The sequence below is a fragment of the Citrobacter sp. C13 genome (assembly GCF_014596815.2).
GTDB lineage: Bacteria > Pseudomonadota > Gammaproteobacteria > Enterobacterales > Enterobacteriaceae > Citrobacter > Citrobacter portucalensis.
Genome location: NZ_CP115027.1, coordinates 21,784 through 37,739 on the forward strand (window position 1 = coordinate 21,784; position 15,956 = coordinate 37,739).

A 15,956-nucleotide genomic window follows, 5' to 3' on the forward strand; every position below is an offset into this window, starting at 1 on the left:
CACACATTGAACATTACAGACCAATTAGCACTTTGTCACCGGGGAAAGATGTAAAGATTATGTATAAATAGATTGGCTTAGAAGTGACATTTCAACTTTGGAGAAACAGGTGACATTTTAAACTTGCTTTAACAAAATTTTGGGACTGACCGAAACAAAAAGGCCAGCCCCGGAGGGCTGGCTATTCAGTACAGGGCAATGACAGGTTTCTTGATGCCGCAGGCGTGAGCGTAGCGGGTCAGTGTGTCGATGCTGGCTTTGGTGATGTTGTTTTCCGGGCGAGAAATAACCGGAGGTGTAACCCCCATGCGTTCAGCAACCTGCGCTTTTGTCAGGTTGTCATGCTTGCGCCATTCAGCAAGCAGCTCCCTGAGCTTTTTCCTTACGTTCTTCTTCCTGCCATGCAGCGCGATATTCATCGTCCTGCATCCACTCGTTATGCAGTTCTTTATGGCTTACCAGTTTCATTAAGTACCTCCGCTAACCGCTTTTTGGCGAGATCGATTTCTTTCGCTGGCGTTTTCTGTGACTTCTTGATGAAAACACGGAGCATGATGATGGTATTGCCTTTGTGGTATACCCAGATTCCCCCCGGCTATGTCCGTCCCCATCGTGCGGATCTCAAAAAGTCCATCGCCGGGGGCTTCGTGTCCGGCTCCCGCAGTAATCGGGCGTCATACTCCAGTTTGCCGATGAGACGGTCAAACTTCACCCTGATTTTTACGGGTAATGCTGTGGCTTCTTCCACGGCTTCCGGGTGATAAACAACGCTAAACATGTGACCTCCCATTTCTATTAATATTAACCTATAGGCTAATTTCAGACAAGGTAGAATTAACCTATAAGCTAATTTTGTTGGCAGTTATCGTGGCTACCCGGTCACTACCCTGTTAGCGTGAGTTTTCGTTCCACTGAGGAACGGGGATTTATGCGCGTTAGCGCATGTAAGGCGGCAGGATGAAATGACAGGTAGCACCGAGGGTTAGCCGCCGATACCAGTGAGGGATCGAAAGGGATCGCCTATCCATCCCTTCACCTTGCAAAGCCATATTCCGCTAAAAGCGGCTCAGAGGCTTTTGTGCGCGGTCGGAGTGGTCACAACAAGGCGAAGCCGCAGTTGGGGCGTATCTCCGCGTTAGCGGGTCGTAAGAGCCGCTTACGAGCGTGTAAGCTAATTCTTCAGCGATATTTGCTGACGTATCCGGCGTGGCCGGATTTGTCCAATCCCTCGATGGCTAACAGGCGAGCTGTTAGCCATCGAGGGATTCCGTTCTGAATGCCCCGCGCTTTAGCGTGGGGAGCTACTTTTGAGGCGCTCGCGCCGATGCTGTTCGGTTATCCACTTTTTAAAGGGGATAACAGTAATGTCTTTTTTTTTTTGGTTTATCTTTTAATACGTAAGTAATTAAAAGATAAACCAAAAAGTATTTGCGCCATCTCGTTTGCACTTCATTATCACTTACCCACAAGCTATACAGCAGTTGTGGTGGGTCTACGCCGGAACCGCCGAAAAATCCGTCATTCCTGTAGGCGGGATGGGTTGGATTTCGAAAATTATTGTACTATAAGGGCTTCCCCAGCGTGTCAACGCCGGTGTTTATGGTTTCTGTCTGCTCTTCAGTAAAAATAAAGGGGAGAGACTGCGGTACTATAAACGGCCATGATGAATCGTCATCGATTCGGACCCTGATGAAAGACGCGCGTGAGGTTCTTGTTCGTTAAGCGGATACGTATATCCTGTACAATAGCCAGATAGGCCTCACGGGGTCTAACCCTTTATCATCAACGAATTGCAGGTCAGATGGTTATTTTGTTTCGTGCTTTAGCTGGCTGAGTACAGCCTGAAATCATCACCGTAATGCAATGATGCCAGCACAGCCTTGCGTTTTTGGCGGCGATGGCTACAACGGCACGCCAGTATCCTCTGCGATCGACCAGTGAACAGACCCAACGACTGAATAAATCAGTCCTTTTCTCGGCACCAATCAGAACCGAACGAGCCCCTGAACCAGTAGCGTTCGCAGATACGAATCGCCAGCTTTAGTTATCCTGCCAAGCTTTGATTTCCCACCACTGCTGTACTGCGATGGCGTTAGTCCCAGCCGGGCTGCCAGTTGTCGCCCATTTTAAAATCGTGTGCATTACCGATACTGGCGACCAGCGCACAGGCCGTTGTGGGACCAATCCCTTTCAGTTCCATCAATCGCTGGCTGCGGTGATCTGTTTTTGCCATGCGGGACAAAATCCGGTCATATTCAGTAATATTATCTTCAATACGATCAATGTGTTCCAGCAGGTCATTAACACATTGTTGAACCTGAAGTGGCAAAGAACTCTTCTGCTCAGAAACCATGTGACGCAGGGCATCTGTACTTTGTGGGGCGATGACACCGAATTCCGATATCAAACCTCTCAATCGGTTATATGTTGCTGTTTTCTCTTCGATAAAACCCTGTCTGATACGGTGTAGGCATTGCATCGCCTGCTGGCTCTCATCCTTCACTGGTACAAACCGCATATGCGGGCGACGAACTGCTTCACAGATAGCCTGAGCATCAGCTGCATCATTTTTGCCTGATTTACCGGCCATGCGGTAAGGAGATACAAATTTAGCAGCCATCAGCCGTGGTTCATGACCATATTGCCGAAACAACCTTGCCCAGTAGTGAGCCCCGGAGCATGCCTCCATCCCGATAACACAGGGAGGTAAACTGGCAATCAGCTCAGGAAGGGCAGCACGCGATACTTTGGGTTTAACCAGAACAGTTTTACCGTGTTGGTCAACGCAGTGAACAGCGAACACATTTTTAGCAAGATCGATACCGACAGTCGTGATGGTCATAACGAATCCCTCCGGGGCTATGTTTACCCCATGATTGCACAAGAGTTAATCAGGCGCATATCCGTGGGAAGTCCCTTCCATTCGTTAAGGTTATTTTTTGTACCTCTGAGCTATGTGAAGCTTGACCACTTTGACAGGCAGCTTTGAGCGATATATAGTCATTCGTACCCTGAGAATTACACTTTGAAGTGATTCAGGGTATGCGCTTACTGGTTACGAATATTGAGCGAGAATCATGTGATGATCGCCGCTTTTCTTTCGAGCCAGTAGGTGCTCCACGTTCGCTAACGAATACTCAGGGCATGCAGATAAACTGCTGGCTATATTTCTTTCGAAGAGCGTGGAATGCATACCAATCCCCGATAAAAAGGAGTTGGTGATGACTGTGACTAATCAATTTGCTGCGCACGTTGGTCTGGACTGGGCTGATAAAAACACGATGTCTGTGTTCAGTTTAAAAACGGTGAACGCGTATTCGATGTGATTGAACATACAGCAGAAGCGCTTGATGCCCGGCTTACTGAGTTACACCAGAAAGTAAAAGGTAGAATCGCAATAGCTCTCGAACTGAAGAAGGGCCCCGTGGTATATGCTCTTCAAAAATACCCCTTTATCACCGTTTTCCCCGTCCACGCATTGTCCCGGCTCGTTATCGGCAAGCCTTCTCGCCCAGCGGCGCTAAAGATGATCCGCAGGATGCCGAGCTGGCATTAGAGTTAATGCTGCGTTACCCCCAGAAGATAAAAGCTATTGAACCCGACAATGCGGATATTCGCTTACTTCAGCAACTGGTTGAGCAACGTCGTCAGTTGGTTGAAGATAAACGACGCTTTGTGAACCGGATAATCAACACGCTTAAACAGTATTATCCTCAGCCACTGGAGTGGTTCTCACATCGGGGTAGCTTACTGTTGTGTGAGCTGATTATCCGGTGGCCCAGTCTGCAACAACTGAAACGAGCCAGACGCGACACGATCCGCAACTTTCTGAATGCCAAAGGTGGTCGCGCTATGGCCCTTACCGAGCAACGTGTTGCGAGTATTGATAATGCGATCCCATTGACTACAGACCGAGAGTGTTATAGAGGCTAATGCTTTGATGGCAGCAGCACTGGCGACACAAATTAAAGTCGTGAGTGAAATCATCAAAACCTATGACGAACGAATCGAAACGCTGTTTGACACATTGCCAGATGCGGGGCTGTTCAAATCACTTCCGGGCATGGGACCGTGCATGGGCCCACGGATGCTTGCTGCACTTGGTGATAACCGTGACCGGTTTAACAGCGCTGAAGAAATTCAAAACTACGCAGGTATAGCACCGGTGACCGAACGAAGCGGCCAAAAATCACGGGTTCACTGGCGATGGCAATGTGCCAAGTTCGTCAGGCAGACCTTTGTTGAATGGGCTGCCAAGACGGTTAATTCATCATACTGGGCCAAACTGTATTATCAGGGCCTCAGAGAAAAGGGCAAATCTCATCAGTCTGCGATCCGGGCACTGGCGTTCAAATGGATAAGGATCATTTACCGCTGCTGGAAGGCCAGAACCTGTTATGACGAAGCGAAATATTTGCTGGCTCTCGAAGCGAGACACTCGCCCTTACTGAAGCCATAAAAAGCTTGTCGAATGTCTCAGGGCGTGAAGCAGACATATTCACTGAAATTTTTAGGAAGCATTTTCTTGCCCATACGTGGCTTTATCTGCCGATTTTCAGAAAACGCATTCACCGTTATCGACGCGCTTTTCTGTCGTCAGCGGGATCGTCCCGCCTGAACCATCAGACACACCAAGTACCAGCACCTCTGACTTTTCAGGTCCCATCTTCATGGTACCCAGATTGACGATGCAGATTACCTGCGTTTCCTGCAGGTCTTCTGCTGCATAGTTAGTATACGCACCGCATGACACCCTTGTTCCCAGTTCTGGTCCTAGGTCAATAGTCATGCGCCGGGTGGGCTTTGATGTTTTACTCTCCTCAACCCTGATGATGGTACCGGCACGCATATCGAGAGCCGTAAATGAGTCAAATGACGCTTTATCTTTCATAATTCTTTCCTTTTTGCGATTTCAAAGTTTTCTTTCCGTTGCCGGAACAGCTGAAACGTAACTTTCCAGCCGGAACGGTGATGAGCCCCAGACACGCAACTATCAGTCCGACGCCTGCCCATCCGGAAGGCGGCAGCCTTTCACCGACGAGCACAACGGCCAGCAGTGCGGCTATAACCGGCTCCAGCAGACTGATCGTGGTTGCCATACTGGGGACGTCTCAGAAAACGGAATCTATGGTCACTCCCGTTTTTGCAACACCGATTTTGACGACAAGTTGGCTTGCTTGAATCTATCCGGCGTCTGAATGGGATTTTATTCCCGCGCCTTGATGAGTTCCGCGCCTGATGAACCTCCAGAAAATATACGGCTTCAATGAGCCTTTCCGTTTTACAGGTTCCTCAACAGGCCGGTGGGCCGTTAGTATCATCAATATCAGTATTCGCAAAACCAGATCAGTAATTCTTTAAACCGGTGTATTTCTGCCGTTATGCTACATAAGTTTGCTGTCGTGCCGTTAGGGCCCGGGCTATTCTGGCCAGCTTGTTTGCCAGAGCACAAGTGACGACAAAGTTGCTTTTCCGGCACAGTAAATCCCTGACCCAATCGGCCAATTTGCCAGACTGGTGTTCCAGTTTTTGTATGAATACCCCGGCACATTGAACCAACAAAGTTCGGATCTTTTTATTACCTCGCTTACTAATTCCCAGCAATGTCGTCCTACCTCCCGTGCTGTACTGCCGAGGTACAAGCCCTGTTGCCGCCGCAAAGTCACGGCTGCTGGCGTACTGCTTCCCGTCGCCAATCTCAGTTGAAATAGTACTCGCTGTCAGTGTTCCGACGCAGGGAATGCTCAGCAAGCGCTGTCCAACCTCATCTTCGTCCAACTTTCGTTTCAACTGGGATTCCAAATCTTTAATCTGCTCAACAAGATAGTGATAATGCTGTTGTAATTTCAGCAATAACTGGCTGAGGTAAAGAGGCAAACTATTATCCTCAAGAATGGTACTCAGTCGGCTAATAACGGCAGCTCCTCGGGGAACGCTAATGCCAAATTCCAGCAGAAAAGCATGCATTTGATTGGTTGTTTTACCTTATCCTGAACCGTGGATTCACGGACACGATGCAGAGCCCGCATTGCCTGCTGAGATTCCGTTCTGGGCTGCACAAAACGCATAGACGGACGCGATGCAGCTTCACAAATAGCTTCGGCGTCGACAAAGTCGTTTTTATTGCTTTTAACGAACGGGCGGACAAATTGTGGTGATATCAGCTTTGGGGAATGCCCCAACTCTTCCAACTTGCGTGCCATAAAGTGAGAACCGCCACAGGCTTCCATTGCGATGGTTGTAGCGGGGCATGTCGCCAAAAATTCGATCAACTTTGGCCGGGTAAATTTTTTACGGTAAACAGCCTTCCCGCGACGATCCTGGCAATGAATATGGAAAGAGTTTTTACCCAGATCGATACCAATGAGCGCAATGTTTTCCATGATAGTTCTCCGAATGAAAGCCTGTCCTCAGCATAGTACCGGGAAGGAGGGAGTGACCATCTCATTAATTATCCCACGCTAAGACTATATTTTGTACAGCAGTGGAGAAGGATGAGAGACCAGCAGTTCATTAACAGGGACTCCTTTTTGCTTAAGCGGCTCAATGGTTCTTTCTATATAAACCGTATTCCAGAGTGTTATCGCCGCCGTATGTAGTGTCAGCGCCGGTGGCGTGGTAACGCTGATCCTCCCACCCCCAGATCCCTGATTTCATTCAGCCGGTGCATGAAGGATGCTCGCCCAAGGGCCTCACCCTTATTCAGCCCCGCCTGTATGCATCGGCCTAAGCCTTTATCGCAAAATCAGTCCAGCATAAACAGCGTCCGATCTCTGCAGAAAATCGCCCTCAGCGCTACGAGTTTGAACGCATTTACTCTGTTTATAGGTAACATTCGCTCCACGATATAATGATATCGGCAACGTATTCAGCATCCTGAGCATGTGTCAGAAGGTGATCAGCCTTACCCAGGGAAATGAAACTCTTGGGATGCTTAGCTGCTTTGAATATTTTCTCGGCCTGCTCAATTAACACGGTATCATCTTCAGTCGCATGAAAAATCAGCAGAGGTTTGTTCATGGCGAACACCTTATGAGCGATTTTGTGTTCCTGAATATTGTCCAGCATCTGTTTCTTTAACGTAAATACCCGCCCGGCCAGCTCAACCGGATAGGCTCCATGCTGGTTAATGTTTTCAACATCATCCTTAAAAAGACGTTTTACGTGTGTCAGTTCTCCGGGTGATCCTATGGTGACAATGGCCTTTGCCTCAGGAACTTCGCCGGCGATAGACAGGATGGCCGATCCCCCCAGGCTATGACCGATGAGCAAAGAAGGCGCTTCGTACTGTCGGCGGAGATAATCTACCGCGCAAAGCAGGTCCGAAATATTGGATGAGAAGTTGGTGTTGGAAAAATCCCCTTCGCTGTTTCCCAGACCAGTAAAATCAAACCGGAGAACGGCGATAGCTTTCTCTGTCAGTTTCCGCGCAATACGCGCCGCGCCTTTGAGGTCTTTGCCACACGTAAAACAATGAGCTAACAGCGCAAACGCTTTAGGATTTTCAGGAAGTTCAAGCAATCCGGCCAGTTCTTCACCCGCCGCATTTTTGAACGTAAATTTTAGTTTTTTCATAGGATATTCCGGGCCTTAAACTGATGTCATCTGTTTGATCGCAGGAGAAAAATAATCTTCTGCTCTGCATCTGGCATAACGCGTTTTCCGTCCTCCACTGGGGATGTGAAACAGAATTCATTCCGAATGCCTGTCCTCACCTTCCAGTTTGGAAGCTGGTTATTGCTTCCTGTTCGGCGATCACTTACGCTATGCTACCAACTAGATGGTAGGTTACAAGGCTTTTGTGAGGACTTCTCGAATGGCCAGGTGCGCGCTCATTCTTAAAATATCAGTGGCAATGCTGGCATTTGCGGCAAACTCCATTCTGTGTCGTCTGGCCCTGCAGGGAGGTCACATTGATCCCCTTTCATTCAGCAGCCTCAGGCTGGCCAGTGGTGCATTCGTCCTGTCCCCCTTCCTCTTTTATCACGCCAGGACCACATTATCCCTGTGGCGTCCGCTGAGCGGGTTTTACCTCATGGCGTATGCGGTGCTGTTCTCTGTCGCCTATATCCATCTCGATACCGGGGCGGGTGCGCTGTTACTTTTTGGTGCCGTACAGTTTGCGATGGTGATCCACGGATTATTCAAAGGAGAATCACTCTCCGCTATGCGGGCTGGCGGTTTAGTTCTGGCTCTGACGGGAATTGCTGCCCTGCTGTTACCCGGGGCGAAGGCACCGCCGCTTTACAGTGCACTTATGATGATCGTTGCCGGATTAGCCTGGGCCGCCTATTCCGTCAGGGGGAGGGCGGGCCAGGCGGCCGGGGCTTCAACGGCGGCAAATTTTGTACTCGCCACGCCGATGGCTCTCGCTCTTTCGTTGCTGTTTATGAAGCAGGGTCACTATGATGCTGCGGGCATTGCTTTGTCATTGCTGTCCGGTGCCGCCGCCTCAGCCGGTGCCTATGTATTGTGGTATACCCTTTTACCCTCTCTCGGCTCTATCACCGCCAGTACCCTTCAGCTCAGCGTTCCCTGTCTGGCAATGCTAGGGGGGGTGGTATTCCTGGATGAATCACTGACGGTCAGAACGATATTTTCTGCCCTGGCGGTGCTGACTGGCATTGTGATGGTGACACGCGAGAAATCCCCCCGTCAGCCGATGACAAAGGCGAGAAAACCTTAATAACGCAATTAATTCATGCAGTTGTGATGATTCTCTTATGTTAATCACACGAGCCAGTTTTCCCGCTCCGGCATCAGACTGACAGGAATACTGAGGTCGACGTTTCTGACTACACCTAAGGCAGGTTTATGAAATGAAATATGATTTTGATGGGTACGTAAGCAGAGAGAAAACAGACAGTCTCACCGTGGACGGCTGGCGGGAATACCTGTTTTCGGGACAGTCCGAATTTGCAATGCGGTATCCGGCAGAAGGGCTAATCAACCTCTGGGTTGCTGACATGGCTTTTGCCACACCAGAGCCGATTCTTCAGGCCATCAGAGACCGTCTGGATAGAAAAATACTCGGCTACACTAAAATCTACGACGAAGAATACTATGAGATCTTTGGCAGCTGGTGTGAGCGACAATATGGTCACCGTTTCAAAACGGAAGACATTGTGCTGTCTCCGGGCATTATTCCCGCGCTGAACCGTCTCGTCCCGCTTCTGACCGACAAGGATGACAGTATTCTTATCATGACGCCTTCATATGGCCCGTTTAAAAAGGCGGGTGAATACAGTCAGCGTCGCGTGGTGTACTCGGCGTTAAAAAAATCAGCAGGCGGCTGGGAACCTGACTGGGAAGACTTTGCACGCAAAGCCAGTCAGGCCGATTTACGTGTGAAAATTCTTTTCCTGTGTAATCCGCATAACCCGACCGGACGAGTCTGGCGGCCTGATGAACTTAAGCGGATTATTGAAATTTGCCTGGCCAATGACATCTGGGTGGTATCTGACGAAATTCACTGCGACCTGTCCCGAAGCGGCATCGGTCATACACCGGCCGCCTCTCTTTTCCCTGATTCCACACGCATTATTACCTGCATGTCCTCGAGTAAAACATTCAATCTGGCCGGGAATTTGTTGGCAAATATCATTATTCCGGATCCCGGTGTCAGAAGCGAGTGGCGTCTCAGACACGACGAGTTCATCTCTCCGCTGAGCCTGGCAGCAAACAAAGCGGCGTGGAGTGAATGTGATGACTGGCTTGTCCATCTGAGGGAATATATTGACGGAAATTTCCAGTACCTGCACGACTATCTCAAAAGCTATTTACCCGAAACCAGGTTCTCGATCCCCGAAGGGACATATCTGGCCTGGATAGATATTAGCCGCTACCTGCCCGACACCGCAGGTGAGGATTTATCGCTGTATTTTGCCCGGGAGTCAGGGGTCCTTCTTGAAGGGGGCTTGCTGTTTGTCGACAATGGGGACGGATATATCCGGTTAAATCTGGCCTGCCCACGGAGTATGCTGACAGCAGGGATGAAAAGAATTTCACAGGTACTGCGGATACCGGCTCCTCATCGTGTATAACCCCTTTCTCTCTGGCCGTTTTGTCCTGTCAGGATGTCGTCAGAACCCGGCATAACACCCTGTGCCGGGAACACAAAAGGCACGGATGAACAGATCGTGAATATTCTTAGTGAAGCCTGCTGATGACATTTCTGGCGACAAAAAAATGCCGCCCTTAAGGGGCGGCTTATGCCAGCGTCACGGGGTTATCGTCTGACCGCCATGATGCCCGCATCGACATCCCAGATAGCGCCCGTCACCCATGAGGTTTTGTCAGACAACAGGAAGAGAATAGTGTTTGCCACATCTTCGGCAGTTCCGACGCGTCCCAGCGGGTGGAAATCGTTCAGCGACTTCATAGCATCTGCGATACCCGCTTTGTCCATGAAGCCTTCGTATATCGGCGTATGAACAATCCCGGGAGACACAGCGTTGACACGAATACCCGCGCTGGCCAGCTCAATCGCCAGATTACGCGTCAGGGCATGCAGACCCGCTTTTGCCATTGAATAGGCCGAGGCCGGCGAGTCACCGAGTGCTGCCTGGGCGCCAATCGAACCGACATTGACGATAGACCCTTCGATCTTCGCGGCAAGCATGTTCTTCACGACATCCTGCGTAATAAAGAACGTGGCGCGGTTCAGCGCAAGATACATGTCATAATCGGCAAAGCTGTGCTCGGTAAAGCCTTTCGGCATGAAGATCCCGGCGGCATTCACCATCAGGCTGATATCGCGGTGGCGGGCATTAATTTCCCGACGGATAGTTTCCATACCTTCTTCGGTCATCAGGTTCGCCGCGATGACCGCAACCGGTCCCAGAGGGCTCAGTTCTTTTTGCACCGCTTCGGCTTTGTCTTTTTTATTCCCGGTCAGCACGACACTGCCGCCCGCTTCCAGTACCATACGTGCGACGGCCAGACCCATGCCGCTGGTACCGCCGACGACGAGCAGTTTTTTACCTTTGAAAAAAGTGTTCATTTTCTGACTCCATTACTGGTGGGTAAGACGTTGCCGGCATAGTGAAACTGCCGGCGGTTGACGGATTAAATACTGCAGCCATCCGTTCCGCAGGTCTGACCCGCAGTGGCTGAAAATTCGGTTTGCTGTTCATCCCATACCTGACGCAGGGCATTCAAAAAGTTATCTGCTGCCTGAGCCCCGCTGATGGCATATTTTTCGTTCATCACAAAAACCGGAACACCGCTGAGGCCAATAGACTGTGCATGCGCTTCATCGTCGGAAACGGTGGCGCGAAAATCATCATTTTCCAGGGCGGCTTCAGCGTCAGCTTTCGGCATACCGGCTTCTACGGCCATTGCAACGAGCTGCTGACGATCAAAGAGAGAGCGACCTTCGGTGATACTGCCGTGATAAAAACGTTCTTCCACCGCGTCCGCAATTCCGGCCTTACGCGCAGCAACCAGCAGGGTATGTGCATCTTCTGTATCACCAAACATCATGCCGTCGAAGTTGTAGATCAGGCCTTCAGACCTACCGGCAGTACCTACCTGATTCATCATCAGATCCGCTGAATGCTGACTGCCCAGCTTTTTAACGATGGCATCCTTAAAAGGCATCGCGGGAGTACCACCGGCCAGACGGTAGCTGTGATGGCGGATCACCACCTGGTCGCGAAATTCAAAGCGATTCAGACCCTGTTCAAATCTTTTTTTAGCAATCCAGCACCACGGGCAGACCAAATCTGACCAGATATCGATGGTAAGGGTGGGTTTCAGCGTTTGCATAATGATTCCTCAAAGACCTTGGGCGGTCGGATCTCACTTATCAGAGAACCGCGACCGTATGGGATTTATTGCGCCTGCCAGACCGGGTAATCGGTATAGCCTTTTTCCGGGGAACCACTGACGCCGTAGTAGGTGGCGCGGTCACTTTCAGCCAGCGGCCAGCCGTTTTGCATTCTTTCAACCAGATCCGGGTTAGCGATGTAGGGCACACCAAATGCCACCAGATCCAGCTCATCATCTTCCAGAGCCTGCTCTGCGATATCACGGGTAAAACCGCCGGCAGCGATGATGGTGCCTTTAAACGTGTTGCGAAAACGGCGGCGGAATCCTTCCGGAAGTGGCGCTTTGGTGTACACCGGCTGATAGTAAAGGTGTACGTAGGCCAGCTCCCGCTGACCGAGCGCGTCGGTGATGGCTGACCAGGTTTGCTCTTCACCTTCATACGGCGCGAGGTCATAAATGCGGCCGAACGGTGACAGGCGCACGGCAACGTGGCTGTTACCCACGGCTTCCGCCACGGCGTCAATGGTCTCCAGCAGGAAACGCTGACGATTTTCCACCGAGCCGCCGTATTCGTCGGTGCGGGTGTTCAGTTCGCTACTGAGGAACTGGTCAAAGATGAATCCGTTTGCAGCCATGATTTCCACACCGTCAAAGCCGGCTTCCATCGCCAGGCGTGCGGAGTGCACGAAGTCTGCAGTGATGCGTTTCACTTCATGCGTTTCCAGCGCGCGTGGCTGGCTTGGTACAACCGGGCCCGGTTCTCCGGATTCGGTCAGCGCAAAAACGGTGGTATTGACCGCCTGAACGGTGCCCGCTGAAACCGGCGCTATGTGGCCTGGCTGAAGAGAGACGTGAGACATACGGCCGACGTGCCAGAGCTGCGCGAAAATACGGCCACCTTTGGCGTGAACCGCTTGTGTCACCTTACGCCAGCCCTGGACGTGTTCGTCGTTGTAGATACCAGGGGTATAGAGGTAACCCCGGCCTTCTTCTGAAACCGGCATCCCTTCGGTGATGAGCAGGCCAGCAGAAGCACGCTGTGCATAGTACAAAGCCACGACCTCATCCGGCACGTCATTCATGGTGCGGGTGCGGGTCATCGGTGCCATGACTACACGGTTTTTTAACGCCAGGCCAGACAGATTGTAGGGGGTGAAAAGCTTACTCATCGTATACCTCACAGAAACAAAAAGGAGTATCCCGACAGGGATTTGTACAGCCCGGCAGTATCACCGACCGGACGTCGCGCACTGGAGTTGCATAAACATCTGATGGGTGGCAATATACCAACCATCTAGTAGGTAGGTCAATGGGCATGCCGTGTTTTTTTGTCTTAATGCTGCCTTTTCTGAATCGTCACTCATTTTTCGAGGTCATCACCATGCGTACGTTAACATCCTATAACGAAGATAATTTTCGCCAGATAGAACAGTACAAGGGTATATCGGTGGTACGTTTTTCTGCGCCCTGGTGTCCGCCCTGTCAGGCCAGCGAAGAGATGTTCAGCCAGTTTGCAGACCGGCTCGATGGAGATATACAGGTGGGGAAAGTCAATGTAGATCAGGCACCGGTGCTGACAACCAAATACGAGATCTGGGGGCTACCGTCTGTGCTGATATTTCATGAAGGGCAATTAGTTAAACGCATACCGGGTGTGAAACCTGCATCGGTATATGCTCAGGCGATTACGGACATAAAAAAAGGGCAGTAATGCCCTTTTAACGTGGAATTTATTAATACTTAACCGCGTGCCTGACCGACGGCATCCAGAGTGCGGGCTGAATAAATGACCGCCGCGCCAGCGTTGAGGTTAATCGCCACGCCCAGCGCTTCAGCAATTTCAGCGTCGGTTGCACCGGCTTTCACAGCGGCGTCGGCGTGAAAAGCAATGCAGCCGTCGCAGCGAGTTGTGACTGCGCACGCCAGGGCAATGAGTTCACGCACTTTTGCGCCTAAAAGGTCAGTTTTGTTACCTGCGTTGCCCAGGGCAACCACGCCTTTCATGGTCTCGGGGGTCAGTTTGCCCAACTCGCCTAAACGTTGCATTAACTCTGAGCGATAGTTGTTCCAGTCCAGCATAGTGTCATTCTCCTGAATGTGGGGTATTAAGAAGCAGTTTTATATACTTAAGGCTGTTGGTGAAGACTTCGGGTCTGGCCGTTGCATGCGCCACTACGCTTGAGCCTTCACAGACATCAATGATCATCAAAGCAATATCTGATGGTTCGGCATGGGATGAAAACTCACCTGACTCCATGCCCGCCCTGACGACTTTTGTGAGCCACTCGATTTGCATATCGAAATAAAGTGATGTCTGTACAGTAATTGCCTGAGGCAGATTGGCGGTCTCCGCTGACAACGCACAACACAGTGGCAGTAGTGAAGCTTTATGGCTTTGCGCGAAGATATCGATGTAGGCCGCAATTCTTTTCTCCGCGCTTTTCTCAGTAGCCTCTATCTGCTCAAATACGCGTTGCGTATCAGAGAACGCCTGTATTACCACCTGCTCACCCAGAATATCTTTGGTCGGGAAATGGTGATGAATACTGGCCTTGGTGATACCCACTATTTTTGATAAATCAGCATAGCTGAATGCTGAATACCCTTTTTCGCGCATCAGGTGTTCTGCTTCGCTGAGCAGCCGTTCCCGTGTCATGATTGTCATAATTACTCCATATAATCTACTAGTTGATAGATTATATTGTTGCTATTTTTCCGTAGCAAGTTGTATCACTGACTCAGTATTGTGCAGAGCTGAAAGTCACTGCCATCCTGCTTTCTGGATGGCAGCATTACATCTCTGATATCACGCCAGGCGTGTAATCATTTCAACCGGATTAGCCAGAGTATCGTGGATTGGCGAATTCTTTTGCATTTCGCTGACCAGCGCTTCTAACTCCTCGCGGCTGGCGGTCTTGCTAGTAAGGTGAACATCGACGCGAATAGATTTCGCACCTTTACGCACGTTGCTGTCCAACCCAAGGAAGCCGTTGAGGTTGATATCGAAATTAAGATCTAACTCGATACCGTCCAGGTCGATCCCTTTTTCAGCAGCCATCATGGTGAGGGTGGCGGTATAACAGCCAGCCAGCGCCTGCATGATGTATTCAGTCGGGCTCATGCCGGTATCGGTGCCGAGTAAACCTGCAGGTTCATCACCGATATTAGAAAATTTCCCTACGCGGCTGTTATCGATAACGCCGTTCTGGATTGTGGCGCCGGTCTCTGTGCGAACGGTTAATCCGCCGCTGGAACGGGCTTTCATCTGGAAAGTCAGGTTACCCAGGCCAGGCTGGCTGCGAACTGCTTCACGGGTATTGTGGATCGCAGCTGCGTCTGCAGAAGGTTTAACGGTAGTAGACATAATGGCTCCTGTAATTTCTTGATAAAAGGTATAGTCGGTGCAATCAGAAACAACCATCTAGTTGGTAGATTAGTATCGCGAACCTCTTTTGTCTACTCTTTTATAAAAAATAGGGGGAAAAGAACCCAGCAGGCTGTTTTATTTCATAATAACCCTTTGATTTTTTTATAATCTTCTCGGTCGCTCACTCTTGCAGCAATCCAGCCTTTACCCGAAGGATAGTCTGGCGGGTGGTATTAAATTCCCGGGCAATAGCACTGATACTGATGCCAGCATTTAGGAGTTCTGTCACTGTTTGCTTTTGTTCCTCGCTCAGGATGGGAGGGCGACCGAAGCGTTTTCCAGCCGCTTTTGCCCTCGCAATACCGGAATGCGTTCGCTCAAGCAGCAAATCCCGCTCAAACTCCGCTACAGCAGAAATTACCTGCATAGTCATTTTTCCGGCCGGGCTGGTCAAGTCAACGCCTCCGAGTGCGAGACAATGAACGCGAATATCTAAAGCCGCCAGTTGCTCTACTGTTTTTCGGATATCCATCGCATTACGACCCAGTCGGTCAAGTTTGGTGACAATCAGTACATCCCCATTTTCCATGCGATCTAGCAACCGTATAAATCCGGGGCGTTCGCTGGCAGCAACCGAGCCACTGATATGCTCCTCAATAAGTCGTTGGGATCTGATGGCAAAACCCGCCGCTTCAATTTCACGACGCTGGTTTTCTGTGGTCTGTTCCAGAGTTGAGACCCTGCAGTAGGCAAAAACACGTGACATGGGAAACTTTCCGTACGAAATAGGTGTCCGAATTATAACGTGTGTCCGAAA

Annotated in this window: 12 protein-coding genes and 7 pseudogenes; 4 read left to right on the plus strand and 15 right to left on the minus strand. The window is 50.3% G+C overall.

Translation table 11 applies throughout. The features are described from left to right. Positions 1 to 185 precede the first annotated feature (185 nt). From IB222_RS25770 to IB222_RS25780, 3 pseudogenes are all read right to left on the minus strand, one after another. Positions 186 to 468 (minus strand): annotated as a pseudogene (locus tag IB222_RS25770) (helix-turn-helix transcriptional regulator). Beyond that, a pseudogene (locus IB222_RS25775) lies at positions 449 to 778 on the minus strand (type II toxin-antitoxin system RelE/ParE family toxin). The pseudogenes IB222_RS25770 and IB222_RS25775 overlap by 20 nt, the downstream one beginning before the upstream one ends. Positions 779 to 1,822: 1,044 nt before the next feature. After that, positions 1,823 to 2,842 (minus strand): annotated as a pseudogene (locus IB222_RS25780) (IS110 family transposase). 379 nt (positions 2,843 to 3,221) lie between these two features. Between IB222_RS25780 and IB222_RS25785 the strand changes: the two are divergent. Further along, positions 3,222 to 4,459, plus strand: a pseudogene (locus IB222_RS25785) (IS110-like element ISEsa2 family transposase). Between the two features lie 96 nt (positions 4,460 to 4,555). Here IB222_RS25785 and IB222_RS25790 read toward each other — a convergent pair. From IB222_RS25790 to IB222_RS25810, 5 genes and pseudogenes are all read right to left on the minus strand, one after another. Then, entirely contained in the window at positions 4,556 to 4,891 is a 336-nt protein-coding gene (locus IB222_RS25790) for a protein secretion chaperonin CsaA (protein WP_348926060.1), read from the minus strand. Then, a pseudogene (locus tag IB222_RS25795) lies at positions 4,888 to 5,102 on the minus strand (EamA family transporter); the annotation flags it as partial. The pseudogene IB222_RS25795 and the gene IB222_RS25790, both read right to left, overlap by 4 nt. Before the next feature lie 277 nt (positions 5,103 to 5,379). Continuing rightward, positions 5,380 to 6,383: pseudogene (locus tag IB222_RS25800) on the minus strand (IS110-like element IS4321 family transposase). Between the two features lie 99 nt (positions 6,384 to 6,482). Beyond that, positions 6,483 to 6,796, minus strand: a pseudogene (locus IB222_RS25805) (Tn3 family transposase); the annotation flags it as partial. 26 nt (positions 6,797 to 6,822) lie between these two features. After that, positions 6,823 to 7,575: an alpha/beta hydrolase gene (locus tag IB222_RS25810; protein WP_000734115.1), complete on the minus strand. Its 753-nt coding sequence runs from the start codon at positions 7,573 to 7,575 to the stop codon at positions 6,823 to 6,825. Between the two features lie 241 nt (positions 7,576 to 7,816). On the opposite strand from IB222_RS25810, the gene IB222_RS25815 reads away from it, so the two are divergent. Both IB222_RS25815 and IB222_RS25820 read left to right on the plus strand, forming a co-directional pair. Beyond that, entirely contained in the window at positions 7,817 to 8,686 is an 870-nt protein-coding gene (locus tag IB222_RS25815) for a DMT family transporter (protein ID WP_100848988.1), read from the plus strand. A gap of 133 nt (positions 8,687 to 8,819) precedes the next feature. Next, positions 8,820 to 10,043, plus strand: coding sequence for an aminotransferase class I/II-fold pyridoxal phosphate-dependent enzyme (locus IB222_RS25820; protein WP_042111096.1), 1,224 nt, complete (start codon positions 8,820 to 8,822; stop codon positions 10,041 to 10,043). 185 nt (positions 10,044 to 10,228) lie between these two features. Here IB222_RS25820 and IB222_RS25825 read toward each other — a convergent pair whose 3' ends face one another. From IB222_RS25825 to IB222_RS25835, 3 genes are all read right to left on the minus strand, one after another. After that, on the minus strand, positions 10,229 to 11,002 hold the full coding sequence (locus tag IB222_RS25825) for an SDR family oxidoreductase (protein ID WP_149385149.1): 774 nt from the start codon (positions 11,000 to 11,002) through the stop codon (positions 10,229 to 10,231). Between the two features lie 65 nt (positions 11,003 to 11,067). Continuing rightward, positions 11,068 to 11,769 (minus strand): DsbA family oxidoreductase, encoded by a 702-nt coding sequence (locus IB222_RS25830; RefSeq protein WP_042111095.1) that lies wholly within the window; start codon positions 11,767 to 11,769, stop codon positions 11,068 to 11,070. A 65-nt stretch (positions 11,770 to 11,834) separates the two neighbouring features. After that, positions 11,835 to 12,941: an alkene reductase gene (locus tag IB222_RS25835; protein ID WP_006687059.1), complete on the minus strand. Its 1,107-nt coding sequence runs from the start codon at positions 12,939 to 12,941 to the stop codon at positions 11,835 to 11,837. 212 nt (positions 12,942 to 13,153) lie between these two features. On the opposite strand from IB222_RS25835, the gene IB222_RS25840 reads away from it, so the two are divergent. Continuing rightward, positions 13,154 to 13,483: a thioredoxin family protein gene (locus IB222_RS25840; protein ID WP_031591986.1), complete on the plus strand. Its 330-nt coding sequence runs from the start codon at positions 13,154 to 13,156 to the stop codon at positions 13,481 to 13,483. Between the two features lie 29 nt (positions 13,484 to 13,512). Here IB222_RS25840 and IB222_RS25845 read toward each other — a convergent pair whose 3' ends face one another. The 4 genes from IB222_RS25845 to IB222_RS25860 form a co-directional block, all read right to left on the minus strand. Beyond that, positions 13,513 to 13,851 (minus strand): carboxymuconolactone decarboxylase family protein, encoded by a 339-nt coding sequence (locus tag IB222_RS25845; protein ID WP_000888080.1) that lies wholly within the window; start codon positions 13,849 to 13,851, stop codon positions 13,513 to 13,515. A gap of 4 nt (positions 13,852 to 13,855) precedes the next feature. After that, the gene (locus IB222_RS25850; RefSeq protein WP_149385150.1) at positions 13,856 to 14,437 is read right to left on the minus strand and encodes a TetR/AcrR family transcriptional regulator; all 582 of its coding nucleotides are present in this window, start codon (positions 14,435 to 14,437) and stop codon (positions 13,856 to 13,858) included. 141 nt (positions 14,438 to 14,578) lie between these two features. Beyond that, positions 14,579 to 15,136, minus strand: coding sequence for an OsmC family protein (locus IB222_RS25855; protein ID WP_039544743.1), 558 nt, complete (start codon positions 15,134 to 15,136; stop codon positions 14,579 to 14,581). Positions 15,137 to 15,320: 184 nt separating this feature from the next. Further along, positions 15,321 to 15,905 carry a recombinase family protein gene (locus IB222_RS25860; RefSeq protein ID WP_039544742.1) on the minus strand — a complete coding sequence of 195 codons (585 nt, stop codon included), beginning with the start codon at positions 15,903 to 15,905 and terminating at the stop codon, positions 15,321 to 15,323. Positions 15,906 to 15,956 lie beyond the last annotated feature (51 nt).